This window comes from Burkholderia stagnalis (assembly GCF_039848545.1).
Classification (GTDB): Bacteria; Pseudomonadota; Gammaproteobacteria; order Burkholderiales; family Burkholderiaceae; genus Burkholderia; species Burkholderia stagnalis.
The window spans coordinates 1,586,836-1,607,046 of sequence record NZ_CP156685.1 but is presented as its reverse complement, the minus strand read 5'-3'; the positions used below and the strand labels follow the sequence as shown (position 1 = coordinate 1,607,046).

Annotated in this window: 7 protein-coding genes; 1 reads left to right on the top strand and 6 read right to left on the bottom strand. The window is 62.1% G+C overall.

Going from position 1 to position 20,211, the window contains the following annotated elements:
• Positions 1 to 8: 8 nt before the first annotated feature.
• The 3 genes from ABFO07_RS07600 to ABFO07_RS07590 are packed head-to-tail and all read right to left on the bottom strand — an operon-like array spanning position 9 to position 6,535.
• Positions 9 to 1,490 (bottom strand): virulence factor, encoded by a 1,482-nt coding sequence (locus ABFO07_RS07600; protein ID WP_155633137.1) that lies wholly within the window; start codon positions 1,488 to 1,490, stop codon positions 9 to 11.
• Positions 1,487 to 3,739 (bottom strand): T6SS effector phospholipase Tle3 domain-containing protein, encoded by a 2,253-nt coding sequence (locus tag ABFO07_RS07595; RefSeq protein WP_322230656.1) that lies wholly within the window; start codon positions 3,737 to 3,739, stop codon positions 1,487 to 1,489. Before ABFO07_RS07595 ends, ABFO07_RS07600 begins: the two co-directional genes overlap by 4 nt.
• An 18-nt stretch (positions 3,740 to 3,757) precedes the next feature.
• Positions 3,758 to 6,535 carry a type VI secretion system Vgr family protein gene (locus tag ABFO07_RS07590; protein WP_347468594.1) on the bottom strand — a complete coding sequence of 926 codons (2,778 nt, stop codon included), beginning with the start codon at positions 6,533 to 6,535 and terminating at the stop codon, positions 3,758 to 3,760.
• A 324-nt stretch (positions 6,536 to 6,859) separates the two neighbouring features.
• On the opposite strand from ABFO07_RS07590, the gene ABFO07_RS07585 reads away from it, so the two are divergent.
• The gene (locus ABFO07_RS07585) at positions 6,860 to 7,600 is read left to right on the top strand and encodes a hypothetical protein (protein ID WP_347468592.1); all 741 of its coding nucleotides are present in this window, start codon (positions 6,860 to 6,862) and stop codon (positions 7,598 to 7,600) included.
• A 24-nt stretch (positions 7,601 to 7,624) separates the two neighbouring features.
• On the opposite strand, the gene ABFO07_RS07580 is transcribed toward ABFO07_RS07585, so the two are convergent.
• Genes ABFO07_RS07580 through ABFO07_RS07570 form a run of 3 tightly spaced genes read right to left on the bottom strand, consistent with a single transcriptional unit; the run spans position 7,625 to position 19,800 of the window.
• The gene (locus ABFO07_RS07580) at positions 7,625 to 8,050 is read right to left on the bottom strand and encodes a hypothetical protein (RefSeq protein ID WP_347468591.1); all 426 of its coding nucleotides are present in this window, start codon (positions 8,048 to 8,050) and stop codon (positions 7,625 to 7,627) included.
• Between the two features lie 51 nt (positions 8,051 to 8,101).
• Positions 8,102 to 8,383, bottom strand: coding sequence for a hypothetical protein (locus ABFO07_RS07575; protein WP_155631228.1), 282 nt, complete (start codon positions 8,381 to 8,383; stop codon positions 8,102 to 8,104).
• Positions 8,380 to 19,800, bottom strand: a complete 11,421-nt coding sequence (locus ABFO07_RS07570) for a hemagglutinin repeat-containing protein (protein ID WP_347468590.1) — start codon at positions 19,798 to 19,800, stop codon at positions 8,380 to 8,382. Before ABFO07_RS07570 ends, ABFO07_RS07575 begins: the two co-directional genes overlap by 4 nt.
• Positions 19,801 to 20,211 lie beyond the last annotated feature (411 nt).

Genomic DNA, 20,211 nt, shown 5'->3' with positions numbered 1-20,211 from the left:
GCCAACGCTTATTCAGAGTAGCCCTGGGACCCCGGCCGCGCGTCGTGGCGACGGCCCCACCACGGCAGATACGCGTTGTTCTCGCCGCGCGCACGGAACCAGTCCTTGTCGGGATCGATCGGCGTGAGCTTCGAAGGCGCTACAACCACGACCGCCGTCGGATGATCTGAATCAGCCGTGCCCGCGACAAGCACATTTCCGCCCAAGTGATTGGCACGTCCAATCGCAAGCACAACATTGGTCAGCGCCGTACCGGCGCCCATGTCACCGAGCAGCGCGGAGGTATTGAACATCTGCTTGCTGAAATCGTATTCCGGGAGCACTTCGGTCAGAGACTGTGACAGAGAACCGATACGCGCAGATGCCGCGTCGCTTCCTTTGCCTGCGTCATGAACGATGTAGTTCAGTGACGGGACAGTTACCCCGGCATTGTGTGCAGCCGTGTCGATCGTCGCCTTCCAGGCTTGTACTGCACGGCTCGCGCCCTGCTTGGCGTCGAAGTCTTTGACGTTGCTTTTCGCGGCCTTGCCAATCCATGCGAGCGGCTCGCGCCCGGTCTTGAGATTCGGGCCTGCCAGAATCAGCAGCGCCAGATTCTCGTTGAGTTGCTCGTCGCTCGGCGGAAAGCTCGGTGCGTCCCAGTTCATCACCCAGACACTCTTGTCGGGGTGCGCCTGCAGATAGTCGAGTGCGGCATCGAGCGACGTGAAACCGGCGTTCTCTCGGCCAGACGTGACGTGCACATCTGGTGGCGTATCACGACTCCATAGATCCTTCGCGGACGGGTTTCCGATTTCAAAGAAATCGACCATCCGATCACTGAGGTGAGATTTGGCCAGTGCCGGATCAAGGCGACCAGCAGGAATCGCCAGTTCAACGTGAACACCCGCCAATTCGCGCCACTTGCTCCTATCACTCGGATTTACCGTATAAAAATAACCTCCATCCGTTACATACCGAGTCCGAAAAACCAACAAAGTCTTATCGATATATTTTTTGTAGAACCCTTTGAATGACTCACCACCCCACTGACCATCCGCCACAATCGATATAGGCTGTAGCGTCGAGTATTTTTTGGGGTTCGTACGAACCATATCATCATTTTTGTTAGGCTTTGCCAGGCCGAGAGTCCATAGCAACTGCCATTCCGTCGGATAATCCCGGCGTTGCAGCGGGTTCAACCATTCGAGGCCAACGACCTGCGCTACGAACGGCTTAGATGACTCAGTCGCGGTCGCCGGCACTCCCGAATCACGTGACGGAGCTGCCACTGCCCGTGGCGTTGCAATCACCGTCGTAAATGCAAACACCACAACTGCCAAGAGTCCAGGCACCAATGCCAATCGCTTCATCAATGCTCCCGTGCTTAACAAATCAAACGCTGTTCCATCAGACGAGGCCATCATCGTCAAGGATATTCCCGAGGCCAATATCATCACAACACAGGCCAACGCCGCTCGGCGCTGCCAAGTGGCGATGCTCGCCCTCATACATAGCTCCCGATTTTCATAAAGAACCCTCCATCACGCTCATCATGTATCTTCGCGGGCATTTTTGCATCACCGTCTTTTGCAATCCATTCATGCAGGAACATCGTCTTATATTTTCCACTCAAAATATAGTCGCCAAATGCATTATTGGGATTATCTTCGCCCAACCCGCCGACAAATCTCCAGTCAGCCTCAATTCTGAGCTTGAGAAATTCACCCTCCGTCAGATAACACAGTCCAATCGCAATATCATAAGCCAAGGCATATTGCGCATGATCCGAATTAGTCATGATCGTCGAATGATTCGTTGGGTTGTTCTTATCTCCGTTATTCAGAATATCGAATATTTTCTTATCGCGCCACTTCGCATAATCCGCACTTGCTTGAGCAGGATCGTCCTCCCCAGCCACTTTTCCGTCCGCGCCAACCCAATCGGCATTTTTTGCCCGTCTCGCCTCCATACGCAGAATCGCATGGTCCTCGTATCGCTGCGCTGCTTCAGTCTGCACGTTGCCCTGCGCCGTCAGTTCTTTCGCGTTAGCCGGAAATTTCTCCGATTTACTGTCGAAATTATCGTACGGATCATCGGTATTCCTCTCCTTCTTTCCGGCGTCCCGCGCAGCCGAGGGAGGATCGTAACCTTCATTGAAGGCGCCCTCTTTTTCATTGGCTCCCGACGACTGGTCATAGCGCGTCGCCCTTGGCTTGAATCGTGTCTCCTTGTCGAGCATCGGCGCCGTAATCGGGATCTCCCATTTTTCCGGCGGATCGGCATTGACCTTCACACTTGTCAGATTGAACAAATAGAGCGCCGGACTCGATACAACCGTAAAAAATTTTGCAAGCCAATTCTGATTGGAATGCAATGCACGCCCAAGTGCGAATCGGGCATCCGGCGATTTCGGATACCAGAATCCCTCCTCCTTGTTTGTCTCATGACGCCAGTCATCCTCCCAATACCGATAAAGCTTGCCTTCTCCACCAACCTCGAAACCCGATGCAAAAACCCGCTGCGAGAACACGCCCCATCCATTGGTCGCATTGATTTCTTCGATATTCATGCCACGCCAGCCGATTCCTTGCACCGTCGTCGCGGATATGACCTGATCATGCGGGCAGCAGTACAGCGTCACACGCCCGTAAGTTTTCTCCCCATACAACCCATGTGCCGCCCGATCCTTGGCCGCACTATACGGTTTTCCGCCGTTCTGCGACGGCCGTGAGTTTTCCATCGCTCGATCGAGATCCTCCACCGGCATCTCGAGATCCGCTCGTGCACGGAGGATATCGAAGTACTCTCTCAGCGTTTCCTTGCGGGCGACATAGGTTTCCCGCCCTGCGCGCCCGTCCTTGTCCCGCATCCCGCGCTGCGCCCAGGTGTCGGTCCCGATTCCCTCCACGAGACTGTACGGAGGATTCGCGAGGACGTACGTGTCGGCAACGCAACGTCCACTCTTGCCCCATTGATCCTTGACTTCAGGCAGGCGATCGCCCAGAAACGCCGCCGAGATGCCAACCATGTTCCCCTGGCTGTGGCAGACGACCGTTATCGGCACGTCGGCCTGCTTCTTGCGGATCGACTCGATCAGGCGCGCAAGCCGCAGCGCGGCCAGTACGCCGTAGGTGCGAGACGGCGTCGAGTAGACCTGACGATTGCCTACGGAATTCAAGTGCTGAACCGTGATCCAGAGGAACAATCGGTCGTTCAGCCCTTCATTCCACAAATCGGGCAGACTTGAGCAGCCACCCGCGAACGGTCCGCCTCCCCAGTAGTTCTTCTCATTGAGCATGATCTTGTCGCCATACTCTTTCAATTCGGTCGAGTTCGCGGAGTACCCCCATCGAAAATGAATGACGGGGGAAAAAGACGGGTCCGGCTTGATGTACGTCTTCGAAGACATCTCCGGGTTCAGAAACCCGTCTGGAGTCAGGCTTTCGATGTAACTGACAGGTGACATTTGCCCTGCAGAGGGCCCTTGTTGGAACAACTGGTCGCTGTAACGGCCCATGCGCCGATTCAGGCCGGCACACAGCCCCTTCTCCGCCTCCTTGAACCACTCCCCTTCGGAGTTCACACCGTGCACGAAGATGACGACGCCCGGAAGCGGCATCTGCATCACGCATTCCAGTTGGTTCTTGTGGTCGGGCAGCACCGTGCCCAGTCCGTTGCCAACCGTAATCTGGGATGGATCGGAGGCAGATGGCTGCGCTGTCGCCCTGTTCGAAAAATCTACGCTACGGCTCGACATGTTATCGTTCTCAATCACTCAGGTTCGCGGCTTGAAAAACCGCACGGCCAGTTGTTCGAATTGATCGCTGCTGACGGGCGACAACGTTCCTGCAGCGTCGGTCTTACCCTTGATCACCTCTCCCGAAGCCTTCCGCACTTCGGCCTCCATCCCCTCCACCGGCTGCCCATCCGTCGCCCTCACCAACTTCGGCACCCGCCCCAACGGCGCATGCTCGAACTTCGGAAAATCCGTGCTCATATTCGCCGGCCCGGCCCACGTATGCGCGGCCGATTTCACGGTAAAACTCCCCGGACACCCGAGCTCGATATCCCCGCCCTGCAGCTTCAGATACGCGCCGCCCGACGTGACGAACACCACCTGCTCGCTCGCCATCCCCGCCAACTTCCCGCCCGCCGCCGTCATCTGGATGTTCTTCGCCGAATCGATCTGCGTGTCGTCGTTCTGGCTCTGCAGCCGCACCTTCCCCTGATTGGCGATCGCGGACACCCCTTCGCTGTGCGCGAACATCTGCACGCCATGCCCCGCCTGCAGGTTGATCCGCTGCCCGCTCGTGTATTGCAGATGGTTCTGCGCGACGGTATCGACGTTGCCGCCGGCATGGGTGGTGACGGTCTTCGGCGTCGCGACGCTGATCCCCGCCGGCGCCGTGATGCCGATCGCGGCCTGCTCGCCGCCCGATGCGCCGTCGCCTCCTGAAGCCTCGCCATTCGGCCAGCCCCGCACTGTCGTCATCAGCGCATCGTGCGGCTGCGTGTCCATCGCGACGCCCTGATGCTGCGCGGCGTAATCGCCGAGGCTCTTGAACAGTTCCACGCACTCCTGCATCAGCTGCAGATACTCGTCGCGCGCGAGATGTCCGTCGCTCGCGCGCAGCCGCTGCCATGCCGAGATCAGCATCGCCTTGCCGCTGCGGATCGCGACATGCGCGTCGCTGCGCAGTTCGGCGCCTTCGCCGCGCGCCGCGCCCTGGCCGTTCTCGCGCGGCTGCGTCAGAAACCCGAGATTCAGCTGGCTGTGCGCATGCTCGCTCGCGAGCTGGCTGCTGATCTGCCCGGGCGTGTCGTCGAAGCGGATCTGGTTGTAGCGCTGCCCCTTGATCTCCTTCGTCTTCGTACCCGACAGGTAGCGGTTCCCCGGCAGCGCGCCCGTATGGCTGAAGGTCGCCGGCATGTTCGGCCCGTTCGCCAGCACGCCCAGCACGACGAGCCGGTCCGGATCGCCGCCGATATGCCCGATCAGCACTTCCATGCCCACCCGCGGCAGCGTATTCGCGCCGAAGGTCGGCCCCGCGAGCGCGCAGGCCACGCGCACGGGTGCGCTGTCGGCCGGTGCGCCGCTGGTGCCCGCGCCTTGCGCGTGCGCGTGGTCGTCCGCGCTGAGCCCCTGGATCTGCACGCGGATGCGCCCCATCTCGTCGCAGAACACCTCCTCGCCTTCCGGGCCGACGACGACCGCCGTCATCGGATGCACCGCCGGCAAGTCGACGCCCGGGTCGTACGCGGGCGTCAGCGGCACGCCGCGCCGCACGCACGAGAAGGTGTTCTCGTAGCGCGTATCGTCGTCGCCGGCCGGCTTCCCGCCGGTGTCGGGCGGCGCCGCATCGAACAGCGCGCGGCTCGCCGCGAACAGCGATTGCGCGCGCGCGTTGAGCGCCTTCGGCAGGTTGTTCTGCGCACGGTGGTGCAGCGACGTGACGATGAACTGGCGCTGCTCGACCGGCAGCGTGTCGAGTTGCGGATGCTCGGCGAGCGTGAACCAGTGGCCGACCGCCAGATCCCGCACGCCGCCCGCGCCGTCGACGGATTCCGCGCGCAGCTCGTGCGCGAGCATCCGATCCTTGCCGATCCGGTCGAGGTCGGACGACGAATCGCCCGCGTGCGGAATATCGATCACCGCGTCGGCGAGCAGATGCGCGATGTCGTTGCCGGCCTCGCCCTGGTCGACGATCGTCGCCTGCTCGGTCTGCGACATCCGGCCGTTCTTGTAATCCCACGTCGGCCGGGCGACGCTGCCCGGAATCAGACTGCGGCGCGTCGCCCACAGCGTGATCGAGTCGCGCTCCTCGGTCGCCGCGTCGCGGTGGTAGCGCACCGTGCCCGCTTCGGTCTCGGGCAGCTTCATCGGATCGTCGGTGAAGACGAGCGCATGGATCGGCGTGTCGGCCGACGCGCCATCGTTCCTGTCGCCGGATTTGCCGGCCTTCGCGAACACCGTCGCGCCGTCGCGCCGCAGCAGCCGCCGGATGAAATGCGCATCGGATTCGTTCACCTGCCGCGTAAGCTCGCGCGCCGGATAGCGTTCGCGCCGCAGCCCCGACAGGTCGAACTCGAACGCCCGCGCGAGTGCCGGGCTGCGCTGGCGCCATTCGTGCAGCAGCACGTCGAGAATGTCGGGCAGGCTCTTGGAGCGGAAAATCCGCGAATTGGTCCGCCGCTCCATCACGGACAGCACGTCGCGGATCGTCAGCTGGTAGCACGCGAGCGATCCGTCCGATTGCCCGGCGCGGACGTCGGTCACGATCCCGTTGATCGCATGCAGACGCCCGCGATCGGTCGTCATCTGAACGGAAACCGGCAGCCCGATCAGGCTGCGGATCGGCAGGTCGGCCCGTGCGGACACGCACGTCAGGTGACCGGCGATCCCCGTCATCAGCCCTTCCCGTATGTCCGCGTACTGGAGCGCCAGGACCTGCTCCAGCGTACGCTGGGCCTGCCCCCAGTTCAGGCGGATGGGTCGATTGTTCTGGTCGACTACCCCGGATGCAAATGCGCGCAGCAAATCGGCTGTATTCACAGCGTCACTCTCAGGTTCTTGTTTTACTTCGTTATTCACCGGGCATGCGCGCCTGCGATGTAACCTTGGGCGCCGCCCATCTCGTTTTGGCGGAGCATAGCAAATTTGTCAAAAATATGAACCTGTTCTGACAGTATTTAGAATAACCAATTGAGCGCGACGGGTTTCTGCTTTAGAAATTCACTTTCTTTCACTGAGATCGCAGTGCGGGATCGGTAATTTTCACGCATTGCCGCCGCAACTCGTGCATTTGCGCACTCGCCAATCGGTAAAAATCACAGACGCGACTCGTGTATCCGCGACAATCATTCGGACAGGACAAAAATGAATAGTTGGGTCATTGCCGCGCTTGCGGGCGTCGCCCTTTACCTGGTCGCACGCGTGCTCAAACGGGCGACGGCACGGCCAGCAACGGCAACGTCATTTCCCGACGCCGGCGACACCGCGGCAGCGCCCGAGCCGCACCCCCCATCGGTGCCGGCGGCCGCACCGGAATGGAAACTCGCCGACCAGCCGGAGCTTGCGTCGATCGATCGCGTCGAACTCATGGCGACGGTCAGCATCCCCGCGCGACAGCACGACATGACCGCCATGCTCGTGGAGCGCGGCGCACTCGACCGCCACGTTCGCGACGCCAACGAGCGCCTTCTGCCGGAGTCCACGAATCTCGTCATCAGCGTACCGCTGCGCAAGATCCCGATCGACCTGATCCCCGCGCTTGCAGAGAACCCGGTCGACAACCTGCAGATCTCCGCTTATGTCTCATGGGGCGAGCGCGGCTACATTCATGGCGCGTACGGGAACATCGCCCATCTCGAACAAACCTTCGCCGCATGGCTCGACGCGCCGCCGGGGTGGCAAGGCGTGGCCCAGGAGCGCGGCGCTTTCATCGAAGGGACGTTCTTCACCGGCGACGTCCTGCTGCATGTCGAGCGCGGGTACATGGACAGTTCCGTGTCTGTCGACGTCGTGTCTCGCGAGGCGTTGCGGCGGGATGTTCGCCGGCAACTCACCGAATTGCGCGCGCACCTGCAGGCAAGTCTCTCGCGCGAGACGGACGGCTGACGCCGACAGCATGAAGGGGCGCTGCTACGCGCGATCGGACGATGCAACGCGTGCCATCTTCAGTCGTGAAAAAACGAACGGCAGCGACCAGTCGCGTATCGTGAATTCCCAGCGCCCTTCGACGTCCACGAACGTCGCCGCAAAGCGGCGCTCGTCCGTCCACGTCACATCGTCGAGCCAGTACGAGCCGTACATCGCCCCCACCGTCCGTTGCGCCAGCACCTTGCCGAGATCCTTCGAGAGCAGCGAAAACGTGACGGCCTCCTCGAACGGGCAGTCGTAATCGGTCACCAGCAGATAGCCGGCCCGGGTTTCGAATTGCCGCAGCAGCGTGTAGCCCGACACCGTGACATCGGCAGGCCTGCCGCCGACGAGGACGCGCGATCGCCTCGGCCAGGATTCATACGGCCCCGCGTGCGTTTCGATTGCAAACCGGTCGACCGGATTCATGCTTCCCGTTTCTCCCGCGACTCGTCTTTGGCCAGCGCTGGCTCTATTGCTTCAAGTCTCAGCATTCCGTTTGAACCACGGACCGAATCTCTCCGGATCGTCGCTCAGCATCCCGGCCTTTCTCAACGGCTTCTGCAGATATTTCACAAACACTATGAACAGAGCGATAAATAACGGCAAGCCTATCAGCAACATCGATTCGTTATCGCCAAGGTCGAATGCTATGCGGCAAAGTCCGGCGACAACAAAAGCCCAACATCCGGCTCCACCTATGGCAACCCCACCTACAACGCTACATATTTGTACGGTTGCATACAGTCTTCGCCAGTTCATTTTCTATCTCCCGTTTGTCGAACATCATTGACGACGGTTGCTCCCTTCGAACCAACGCCATAGAGCAAGAATCCCTGCGTCGCGCCATACGGCCAAGGCTGCTTAATAAAAGGGAACAGATTCACATTATCGATGCGCGGCACAGTCACACCGAACATCGAAACAGGACGATTCAAACCATCCGCAACGCCAACATTCAACGGAACCTGAACTCTCATGGCCGCAATGGAGAATGCAAAATTGATCCCATCGTATACGGCATTACCCCACGTCGGATTTAATTTATTAAACCCCAATCTCAGCGGATTCACCCCATCCGCAGAAATCCCGTCATAGCGGTTCATTAATGCTGTCGAACCCTCAATCATATCGCTCGTCCCAAATGCAAACATCCAGGAGCCAACAGTGCATCCCAAGCCACTCCCACAAAGCGCTCCTCCTGTCTTGGCCGTCACGAAACCCAGTCCGACTTTCACCGCGTCCTTCGCCACCCCAATCGGATCGTTCATCAGCGCATCGCCAACCTTCTGCAATGGCGTGTAGACGAACAGCCCCGCTTCCTTCTGCCTCTTCACCCAATCCAGCTCCGGCTGCAATGTGGCAATTTCCGCTTCGCTCACGAAGTTCTTGTTCCGCTCCTCGCTTCCCACAGGATAGTCCGCCCAGCACTTCACCTCATAGCACGCCGCGCGCGTCAGCCTCGCGCGCGCGGCATCGCTCTTACCTGCCTCCGCTATCGCTTTCTTTTCCTTGTCATGCAACTGCCGGTTGTACAGATCACTGCTCAACGCGCCCCCCGCGCCGCCGAGCGCACCGGATGCGCCCCCCAGCGCACCACCGGCCACTGCCCCCGCCGCACCTGCCGCAGCATTCGAGATCACCGACCCGCCGAGCGTATCGCCCGTAATCTGCGCCACTGCCGTTCCGACAAAATCGCCGGCGATCGTCCCGCCTACCGCACCCGCCACGTTACCGCCACCCAACGCGGCGGCGACACCTGCCACTGCCGCGTGTCCACCGACGCGCCCCGCGCCGTCGTCACGCCACATCGCAACCTGCCGATCAGCCGCATCGAGATCAGCCTGCGCCCTCGCAATCGTTTCCGGATCCTGTGATTTCTTGGCGTCGTCCAACGCCGCCTTTGCCTTGCCCTGAGCAATTGCAGCCTTGTCCCGAAGATACGTCGCCACGGTGCCCACCAACTGCATCCCGACCTGCCCGACCGACTGCTGCACCGCCAGATCGTTCTGCACTTTCCGGACATCGAACGTATTCTTCACCGCGCCGTTCGCGATGGACGCATCGCGATTCAGGCCCGTCGTGCTGTCGCGCCCCGTACCTGCATCGCCGCGGACCGTGATCGCCCCCGGAGTCACCGTTGCATAGGTCGTGCCGCTCGCCTCGTGGCCCGTCCCGGCCGCAGAGAATCCCGTCGGCCCGAGCCCCTGCGAATTCAGCGGCCCCGACGTGTTGCCCGCCGTCTGCTTCGCTGGCGTGTTGAAGCTCACGCCCTCTGGCGTGCTCTTGCCAAAGCCTCCGCTCGCAGCGAACCCGATCGTTTCACCCGAATAACTCGCGTGATTTTCCAGGTTCGTATGGCCGAAGGTCTGCGTCGACAGACTGTCCTTCTCCGCGCCGGCCGTGCTCGCGATCGCGCCGCCATCCAACTGCGTATGCTTGCCGACGTTGACGTGATAACCGCCATCGCCCGCATAGATCCCGCTTTGCTGATTCACCGACTGGAACGTCGCCGTGATGTTCTGTTGGCTCGCGCTGGCGCTGCCGCTCACGGTCGTGCCATAGCAGAACGGCGGGACGCACACGCTCGCCTGGAATCCGCCGCTCGTCTGTCTTCCGTAATACGTCGCGGTATCCTGCTGGCTCTGAATGTTCAGGTCGCGACCGACGTCCGCGTTGACCGTCTTGCCCGACACCTCCGCACCGCGCAAATTCGTATCTCGGCCGCTCGTGAGCGACAGCGTATCGGCCGCCGTAATCGTCGAATCGCGGTTCGCGACGCTCTCGCCATTCGCATGGCCGCGCGCCACGCTTCCGCCCAGTTCCAGCGTAAAGCCGTTCTGCTGGCCACCGAACGAGGCGCCGACCCCGATGCTGCCGCCGCTGCTGCGGTTGCTGCTCGACATCTGGGTCGTATCTTTCGCGCTTTGCAGATTGATGTCTCGCGCCGCATCGAGCGAAACGTTCTTGCCCGAGATCAGCGTACCTCTCGCATTGATGTCGCCGTCCGTCGCGAGGCCGTGCTCGTCCTTTGCCCCGCTGCCGGTCGCAATCAGCTTGACGCTCTCGCCTGCCTTGAGCGAACTGCCGGCATTCTCGAGCGAGCTGTCATGCGACTCGCTCGAGCTGGTGCCGCCGCCAATGCTGACCGTCGCCTTCACGACCGCTTGCTGGCTCTTGCCGGTCGCTACGAATGCCGACGTGACCTGATACGCGTTGTAGACCGACAGTGCGGCCTGCGTCTTGTCCAGTGCCCCAAGACGCGCGTCGCCACCGCGCGCGGGATGACCCAGGCTCTGGTTCACCGCGGCTACCGCATTGCCGATCGCGCCGCCGAGCGCCAGGCTCACGCCAAACTGGCTCGAATGCTGGCTCATGCTGCTCTGCGTCGTATCCGTGCCCGGGTCGAGGTTCAGGTTCTTCCCGGTCAGCGCCAAATCTTTGCCCGCCATCAGATCCGAACCCGCGACCGTCACGTCCTGCTTGGCATCGAGCGTCACATTGCCGCCGCTCACGATCTGGCTGCGCACCTTGCTTTGCGTCTGGCTTGCGGTGTCCTGCACGGTATGGCTGCTCGCCACACCGACGCTGAAGCCGGTCGCCGTGCCGTTGCTCCCCAGATTGCCGATCTGCCGGCTGCTCGACTCCTGGTGACTCTTGCTCGTTTCCAGCCCCGCGAGAACGTTGATCGCACCTTGCTTCGCCGTCACGTTCACGCCCTGTGTGCCGCTGATGCCTGAGCCGATCACGTTCACATCGCCCGTTTCACTACGCACCGTGACGGTGTTGCCCGACACGGTGGACGGGGTCTGCTGCGTCACGGACATCGAGCCGTTCGAGCTTGCGCGGCTTGCGTTGTAGGGCGACGGGCCGACACCGTCGTTATTCGCCGTTCCGCCAATCCAGCGCCCCAGGTTGCCCAGGCTCGGCGATGACAACAACGCAATCCCCGTGCTGGAACTGCTCGACGCACTCGTCTGCTGGTACTGGTCGGTCGATGCCGCGAGCGTCACGTGCCGGTTCGCGTCGAGCAGCGTCGCGCCCCCCGCGCTGATGGCCGAGCCGATCACCACAATATCGCCGTCCGTTGCCCGCCCCTGCGCGTCCTTCGCCGCGCCCCCGGTGGCGATCACCGAGACGTTGCCAGCTCCGCGTATGGCGCTGCCGGTGTTCGTCAACTGCGCAGTGTCGAGCGAGCTCTTGCTCTCGTTATGGCCATAAGTGACCGAGATCGACGGCATATCGAACATGCTCGCGCCTGCCTCGTTCACAACGCCTTGCGCACGCTGGAATCCATTGCCGCGCGATGCGTTGTCGCGAAGATTGCGAACCGAATCGAATAGCGTGCCGGTGACGGCAAACGTCAGACCGCTCGACTTCGATTCCTGCTGATCATGGGTGCGGGTGTCGTCACGCCCCGGATCGATCGTCACGTTCTGGCCTGTCAGCGCAATATTGCCGGTTGCATTCTTCGTATCGCCCGACGCCTTGCCGGCCGTGAGGTCGCTGCCGCCGATGTGCAGGTCCGCGCCGGCCTTGACCGTAAGGTTGCCCTCGACGCTGCCGACCGTACTGCGCGATTGGCTCTGCAGCACGGCCTGGCTGTCGGATCGTGCTTTCTGTTCGCTCGAGCCGATGGTGAAGCCAAGTCCACCCGAACTCATCAGCCCCGACTTCTTGTGCCGGTAGTAGTTCGATTCCTGGGAGGCGTCGTAGGTCGCGGAAATATCGACGTTGTGCTTCGCGGACAGCTCGACATCATGTTGACCGACGACGCTGCTGCCGTGCACGACGAGATCGTTCCCGGCACTCGCCTTCACCGAATCGCCGGACACCAGCGAGCCATTCGAGTTGTCGCCCGCATAGATGCGCGACCGGTCGGTCGACGAACTCGACAGGAATCCGCTCGATTCGGTATGCCCGGCCGCGTCGCCACTGGCGCGCGTGCGCGTTTCGCCAATCCTGATGTCCGCCGACGCGCCGAGGTCAATCGTGCCGTGCCCTTGGCCGTTGGTGCCCGCCACGATGGTCGATCCGAGCACCGACAGATTCTTGCCCGGCGTACCCTGGCCCGCCACGACGGTCACCCCGCCACCTGCCGACAACTGGCTCGCGACGCTCGTTTCGAGCATGCCCTTGTCGTAGGACCAGTTATCGTCGCGTGCCGCCGTCAGATCGATCGTCGACCGGTTCGTCGCGCCCTGAATCGTCACGTCGCCGGCTCCGATCAGCGCCATATCGCCGCCGGACTTGAGCGTGCTGCCCTTTACGCCGATCTCGCCGCCGCTCAGCATGCCCAGATGCTGTCCGGCCTGCAGCGTGCTGCCGACCTGATTCGTGTTCGTCCAGTGGCTCGCATTGCGCTCGTCGTTGCGCGTATCGATATCTGACCCGGTTGTCACCGTGTCGACGTTGATCGTGCGCCCCGCCGACACGCCGAGATCGCTATTCGCCGAAACCTGCGCCCCCTGGATCGTCAAGTCGCGCCCGGCCTGCATCGTCAGGTTGCCCGACGACTTGATCGTCGCGGGCGCACCGATCGACGTATGCGTGGACGTTCCCGTCACGAAGCGGGCCGATTCCGTATTCGTCAGCGATCGATTGACGATGTCGTTGCCGGCCACCATTGCCAGATTGCCGGCATCGATTGCACCGCCGAGATTCTGGATATCGTTGCTGGCGACGATCACCGCGTTTTGCTTCGACGACAACGTACCGCCTTCGTTGACGACATTTTTACCGGCGATCCCCAGCGTATCGCCCGCGATCAACGCGCCCGTCGGCGTCAGGTCGACATTGTTCGACTTTGCCAGGTACACCCGCGGCACCAGCACGGTCTGCTGACTGCCATCTGGCAGCGTGACCGTCTGGTTGACGAGCCACACGATATCGGTCGTGAGCGCCGCCATTTGCGCGTCGGTCAGCGTCACGCCGGGCACCACGCCGAACTGCTTCCCGAAGACAGCGCCATTCGACATCAATTGACGATACTCGTCGTCATTGCTGGTGTACCCGGTCAGGAAGCGCTTGCCCGTCAGGTTCGTGACCTGCTCCATGACAAGCCGCGACTCGTAATAGCCGTCGCCCAGGCGTTTCGCGACGCTGCCTGGATCGAGGCCGAGCTGACCCAGCATGTAGTCACTCGACGTGAACTTCGTGTAGCTCGTGAAACGCGGATCGGTGACGACGAGGTACGGCTGGTTCGGCGCTGCCTGGATCGAGAACAGGCCGCTTGCCGGCAGCGTCAGGCTCGGGACCACGGTCCGTGCCCCCGACACGGTCTTGACCACGCCGGGCACGCCGGAAACATGGCCTTTCGTTCCCGTATTAGCCGCAGCGCCCCCCGTGACGCTCAAACTGCCGGTTGCCTGCCCCGTCACGCCGAGCGAACCCGATTCCGCACCGGTTCCCAGATTCGCTGCGGTCAAGCCCAGTGAGGCGGCGCTCACGCCCATCGGACCGGTGGTCGCCTGAACGCTCGTATTGCGAATATCGCCACCGCCGATGGCAACGGCCCGATTGCTGGTGATCGTACCGCCCGCGACGCCCGTCGGCATCGTGATCGACGGATTGGTCCACGTGATCCACTCCGCCGGCGCACTCGGATAGGGATCGTCCGGGCTGTTGTAGCCCGACCGGTTCACGAACGAGTAGGTCGTCGAAAGCTGCGTGGACCGGTTCTCGATCGCCGCATTGCTGCCGCCGTTCGGCACGTTCTGACCATTCACGGTCAAATCGCCGCCGGCTGCAATCGTGCCGTTGTCGTTCAACAGCCGTTGGCCGATCGACACATTCATAGCGCCGCCGGACGTAAGCACGGCAGGCGCGCCGCTACCCGCACGCAGCGTGGTCGACGTGACTGTCTGCGTCGCGATCCGCTGAGTCTCCAGCGGCAAGCCTCCCTCCCGACGCCGCTCCGTTCCCTTGAGCATCTGCGTGTTCGGATCGGTGAAGTCCGGGTAGGTCTCGATACGCACGCAATTCGTCGTGCAGTTGCCGTACTGGTTCGAGTACGTCACATGACCAAGCTGGTTTTCTACAACGGTGTTGGCGTAATTCCTTGCTGCCCAAGCAGTGCCGCCTGCCTGGTCGGGGTTCGGCTGGTCCGTCATGACGTTGTACGCGTACAGTACGACCTGCCCGGTGCCAGGCGTCAGGCGCAGATCCTGCTGATACAGGACCTGCGATCCGCCATTGGGCCGCGAGTACGTCAACCCGCTCTGCTTCCATTGAAACACCGATGCATTCGCCGGCAGGTTCACGACCAGCTTCGTTGCCGTATTGCCGTCCGGCGTCACGATCATCTCGGATGACACAACATCCGCCGGATTCACGTAATACGCGTTGGCGATAACCGTATTGGCGTCCTCGAATGGCGCGACGGTGCCAGGCCAGCGGGTTTTCCACCACGGCAATGCCTTCATGGTGTACGACGTGGTCGTCGTGGACGTATCGGTCACCACGTTCTGTCGGACATTGTTCAGCTGATCGGCCGCGATATTGAGCTGGCCTTCCGCCTCGATCGACGACGACAGGTTGTTGACCACGCTCGTCCGGTTCACCAGTTTGCCGTCGGCATCCCGCTGGCCATTCATCGCGACGTTGACATCGCCCAGGCTGATGATCGATGCCCCGGCGCGGTTCGTCATCTCGTCGGAAGCGAACAGATTCACGCCCTGCGTACCCGCCATCACGGCCCGGCTTCCATCGTTGACGATGGTTCGGGCCGCATGCGACAGCGTGCCGCCGATGATCGCCCCGGTGTTCGTCAGATGCTGGCTCGCGGTGCTGATTGCATTACCTTCGATCCGGCCGCTGTTCGAGATGTCGCCTGCGCCCGCGTCGAGTGTCGTCGCGCCCGTGCCATCTACGCCCGGGGTGCCCGACACCATGAAACCGCTGTTCACGAGGCCGTTCGAGTGCGTCGCGAGGTTGCCGACTGCCGAGAGCGTGCCGATGTTTGTCAGTTGCCCTGTCGTCGAAAGCGACAGGTTGCGGTTCGCGGTGATCTGGTTGTTCGCGCCGTTCGTATAGTCGCCCTGCAACGACACGGAGCCGTCGCGGCCGGCGAAGATCCTGCCATCGCCAACGAGCGAAGTCGCGCTTATTGTCACGTCCTGAGTACTTGCGATGCTCCCGCCTCCATTGGTCAACGTGCCGGTCCGAATTGCAATATTGCCGACGCTGCCGGCCGGGTTTGCAATCTGGCCATGGGTATTGTCCAGGCTGGCCACAGTGAGCTCGACGTTGGCCGCACTGATCGCGCCATTGGCATTCGATACCGCTGCGGCCGGACCATTGACCGTCAGCGCGCCGCGCGCCGTCAGTTGACCGGCGTTGGCGAGCTGGTTCATGTTCACGAAATCCAGATTCCCGCCCGAGAGGATCTGACTGTTCGCGCTGTTCTGGACATTGGCGCTGTCGATCACGACATTGCCGTTGCCGCCCAGCATACCCGTGCCAGGCTGGCCGCCAGTATTCGCGTTCGTGATCGAACCGGCCGCGATGCGTGTCGCACTCGTTCCTGCATTCACCACGCGGCCGCCGGTGTTGTCGAGACTCTGGCCGGACAGCGTGAGCGCGCTGGACTGTCCGAGACTTTCGAGTTTGCCGCCGCGGTTCGAGATCGCCCGTGCCGCTATCGCGGCAAGGCCGGCCTGGCCTTGCACGATGCCCCCGTCATTGATCAACGTCGACGCCGACGACAGCGATACTGCGCCACCTTTCGCGCCTAGCATTCCTGTCGTGTTGTCGATCGATTGTGCGGCCACACTCAGCGTGCCGGCCGAGCCGATCGAACCGCCGCGGTTCGACAGCATCCCGCCGTCCGTGACGCTCAGGCCCCCATTGCCGCCGTGATAGATCGTCCCGCCGTCGTTCGACAGGCCAGCGGATCGCACGTCTAGGTTCGCGCCGTTGCTCCGAATCGTGCCCAATGCATTGTCGAGCGCGTGCGTGGCGGCAATCGTCGTATTGCCCGCACCCTTCTGCACGATGCGCCCGCCGCGATTGGTCAGCGTATCGGTCACGATGCCCAGTTGCGTCGCGCTCAGCGAGCCACTGCTGTTGTCGAATGACTGCCCGGACATCGTGAGCGCATTCTGCGCGGAGATGCTGCCGCTGTTCGTGAGGGTTGCGGCTTTCAATGTCGCATTGCCGTTGCCGCCAATGACCCCGCCTTGATCACCCGCGGCAGTCGTGCCTCCGGCGTTGATCAGCTTTCCAGTCGCGGTCACTTTCAGCTCGTCGCCGCTCAGCGACACGATGCGGCCCGCCGTGTTGTCCAGCGAGCTGCCGTCGACCGTCAGCGCTCCACCGCTCTGCACGGTTCCCTGCTGGTTCGTCAGCGCACCGGCCTTCAACGTGGCAGCACCGAGCGATTCGATCCAACCGCCCTGGTTCGACAGCGAACCGGATGTGGTCAGTTCGACCGCCCGAGCGGCCAGCGTGCCGTGATCGTTGGTGATTGCCTGCCCGCTCACGCGTAGCGCATTCTTGGCCGTGATGCTTCCGCTATTCACGAGTGCGGCGGCACTCACGACCATGCTGCCGTTCCCGCCGATAACCCCGCCTTGATCGCCATTTGCCGCCACACCGGCGGCATTCGTCAATTGCCCCGTGACAGTGACGGTCATGTCGTCGCCATTCAGCGATACGATGCGCCCGGCCGTATTGTCGAGTGAACGGCCGTCGATCGTCAGTGCGCCGCCGCCCTGCACGGTTCCCTGATGGTTCGTCAGCGTGCCGGCCTTCAGCACGGCCGCACCTTGCGACTCGATCGAACCTCGCTGGTTCGACAGCGTGCCTGCCGTCGTCAATTCGATCGTCTGTCCGGCCAGCGTGCCGCGGTCGTTGTTGATTGCCTGCCCGCTCACGCGTAGCGCATTCTTGGCCGTGATGCTGCCGCTATTCACGAGTGCGTCGGCATTGACCGTCACGTTGCCGTTCCCGCCGATGACGCCGCCTTTATCACCCGCGGCGGTCGTCCCTCGTGCGTTCGCGAACTGCCCCTTCGTGGTCAGTTTCAACTCGTCGCCGTTCAGCGACACGATGCGGCCCGCCGTGTTGTCGAGCGAGCTGCCGTCGATCGTCAGCGCACCACTGCTCTGCACGGTTCCCTGCTGGTTCGTCAGCGCGCCGGCCTTCAATGTGGCCGCACCAAGCGACTCGATCCAACCGCCCTGGTTCGACAACGCGCCAGACGTGGCCAGATCGGCCGTCTTGCCGATCAGCGTGCCGTGGTCGTTGTTGATTGCCTGCCCACGTGCGCTCAACGCATTCTTGGCCGTGATGCTGCCGCTATTCACGAGTGCGTCGGCATTGACCGTCACGTTGCCGTTCCCGCCGATGACCCCACCTTGATCGCCCGCGGCAGTCGCTCCCTTTACGTTTGTGAGCTGTCCCGTCGTAGTCAGTTTCAACTCATCGCCATTCAACGACACGATGCGCCCGGCCGTGTTGTCCAGCGAACTGCCGTCGATCGTCAGCGCCCCCGTGCTTTGAATCGTGCCTCGAATGTTCGCGAGTGCGCCGGCCTGAACCTGCGTCGTTGATTGCGACACCCATTCCCCACCCTGATTCGACACGCTGCCGGCATTCACGACGAGCGACTGCGCGTTCAGGCTGCCGCCGTCGCTTGCAAATGCGCCCGTCGCTTTCACCGTCAGGGCCCCCGGCGTCGTCATGGTGCCCGCCCGGGCCGACACGCTGCCCGCCGACATCTCGACGCCCAACTGGCTCGACAGCGTACCGCGATCGTTGTTCAGGGCCCCGGTGGCCTTGGCGGTCAGCTTGCCTTGCGCGCTCGTGGTCGCGCCTGACAGATTCAGGTCACCCGCCTTGGCTTCGAGCGTCAGGGTGCCGTTCGCACCTGTCCGGCTGCCGGACACATCGATGCCGCTGCCTGTCAGCGAAGCGTTTCCGCCCGAGACGGTGTGCCCCGTTGCCGTCAATTGCCCGGAGGTCGCCACGACCAAATCGCCGCTGTTGGCAATCGTGCCGTCGGCGTTCACGCCTGCGCCCAATGTGCCGCTCGACTCCACGCTCCCCGCGTTCACCGTCAGATTTTGCTGCGCGGTCATCGACCCGCTGTTCGACATCTGCCCCGACGTCGATACCGACACGCCCTGCCGGCCGCCGGTCGTGCCGCTATTATCGATGCCGTCTTGCCCAGCGAGCAGCAGGTTGCCGGTTGCGCTGGTCTTGCCCGTCAGCACCAGCTTGCCTTGCGAGGTGAGCGTCAGATCGCCCGCCTGCGCGGCCAGCACGCCTGCGTTGTTCACGCCCACGCCGTTCTCGGTGCCGACGAGGACAATCCTGTTCGCATACATGCCGCCCAGTTGGCTGACGTCGATCGAGACCCCCGGCGCCGGTCCATCGCCGGCGATCGGCGTGGTGGACAAGCTATCGCGGTTCACCTGATTGGCGCCGGTGATCACGTTCAGGTTCTTGGCGTGGATCGCCGCATTCGCCTGCACGGTACGCGCAATCAGGTCGACCTGATCGACGTTCGTCGCATTGAGGCCAGCCCCTTGGACTGTCACGAGCCCGCGGTTCACCGTATATCCGGCGAGCGAACCGTCCGCGCCGTAATAGGGTCGCCCCGTCGTCAAGGTAGCGCGGCTCGTATTGATGAAGCCCCCGCCGTCGACCACGATGCCGGCCGGATTCGCCAGCACCACTTCCGCGCGATTACCCGCGACTTCGACGTAACCCCGCAACTGGGACGGATTCGCGCTGTTGACCTGGTTGACGATAATGCGCGCGGATTGCCCCGGACCGAAATTCGGGTTCCCGTTGATGTAGCCGGCTTGCTGTGTGCTGACGATCGTCGGCGAGTTGTTCAGGATCGCGCCATTTTTCTGAACGTCGAACTGGTTGTAGGTATTGACCGATACCCCGGCGCCCGATGGTGCCGCAATGTTGACTTGCGGCAAGCCGTTTTGCGTCTGTATGACGTGCGTGCTCGCGCCCGGCGTCGGCGCGATCTGCGCCGATACGATGGCTGGCGAAACTGCGAGTAATGCCGCCGCAATCAGATGACCCGAGCCACCCAATGTAGAACGACCGGCACGACTTTCGCCAGATGCCGATTTCCCCGCTGCAGTGGCCGTTTCCTCGACTGCCACCACATCCCCGTGAAGTCTGGAATACACCAGACGGTAGGCCTTCTTATTCATTGCTTATTTATTAGTACTTTTTCGACTGATGCTCGATAACCAGCACGCTGCAGGACGAGCGTCAACAACCGCCCCCCCAGCGATTCGCACGAGTATTTACTTTTCGGATTCGTCCGATCGCAATTATCAACGAAATTCGATTTGAATGTTGCGAGAACGCTTCGCATCGATCACTTGATCGGATGCAGAGTCATCCGACGACGAATCGTGAGCGGCTGCAATGCTACATCGCCACTGCCACGGTCCGATTTCGCGTTGACGGCACGTCGATACCTGCAATATGGATCGGCAAAAATTTGTCGTCGGATTTCTACGCCGGGCTACAAGCGGTCCTCGCTGCGCCCGAGCGTAAGCCGGTAGCGGAACCGGCCGGTCATGCGGCCGTCCGTGCAGCCCACGCCCGTTGGTCAT

Bases quoted from the DNA above. Each gene is read 5' to 3' on its own strand.
- ABFO07_RS07580 (WP_347468591.1), bottom strand. From the start codon at position 8,050: ATGAATCCGGTCGACCGGTTTGCAATCGAAACGCACGCGGGGCCGTAT.
- ABFO07_RS07595 (WP_322230656.1), bottom strand. From the start codon at position 3,739: ATGTCGAGCCGTAGCGTAGATTTTTCGAACAGGGCGACAGCGCAGCCA.
- ABFO07_RS07570 (WP_347468590.1), bottom strand. From the start codon at position 19,800: ATGAATAAGAAGGCCTACCGTCTGGTGTATTCCAGACTTCACGGGGAT.
- ABFO07_RS07575 (WP_155631228.1), bottom strand. From the start codon at position 8,383: ATGAACTGGCGAAGACTGTATGCAACCGTACAAATATGTAGCGTTGTA.
- ABFO07_RS07585 (WP_347468592.1), top strand. From the start codon at position 6,860: ATGAATAGTTGGGTCATTGCCGCGCTTGCGGGCGTCGCCCTTTACCTG.
- ABFO07_RS07600 (WP_155633137.1), bottom strand. From the start codon at position 1,490: ATGAGGGCGAGCATCGCCACTTGGCAGCGCCGAGCGGCGTTGGCCTGT.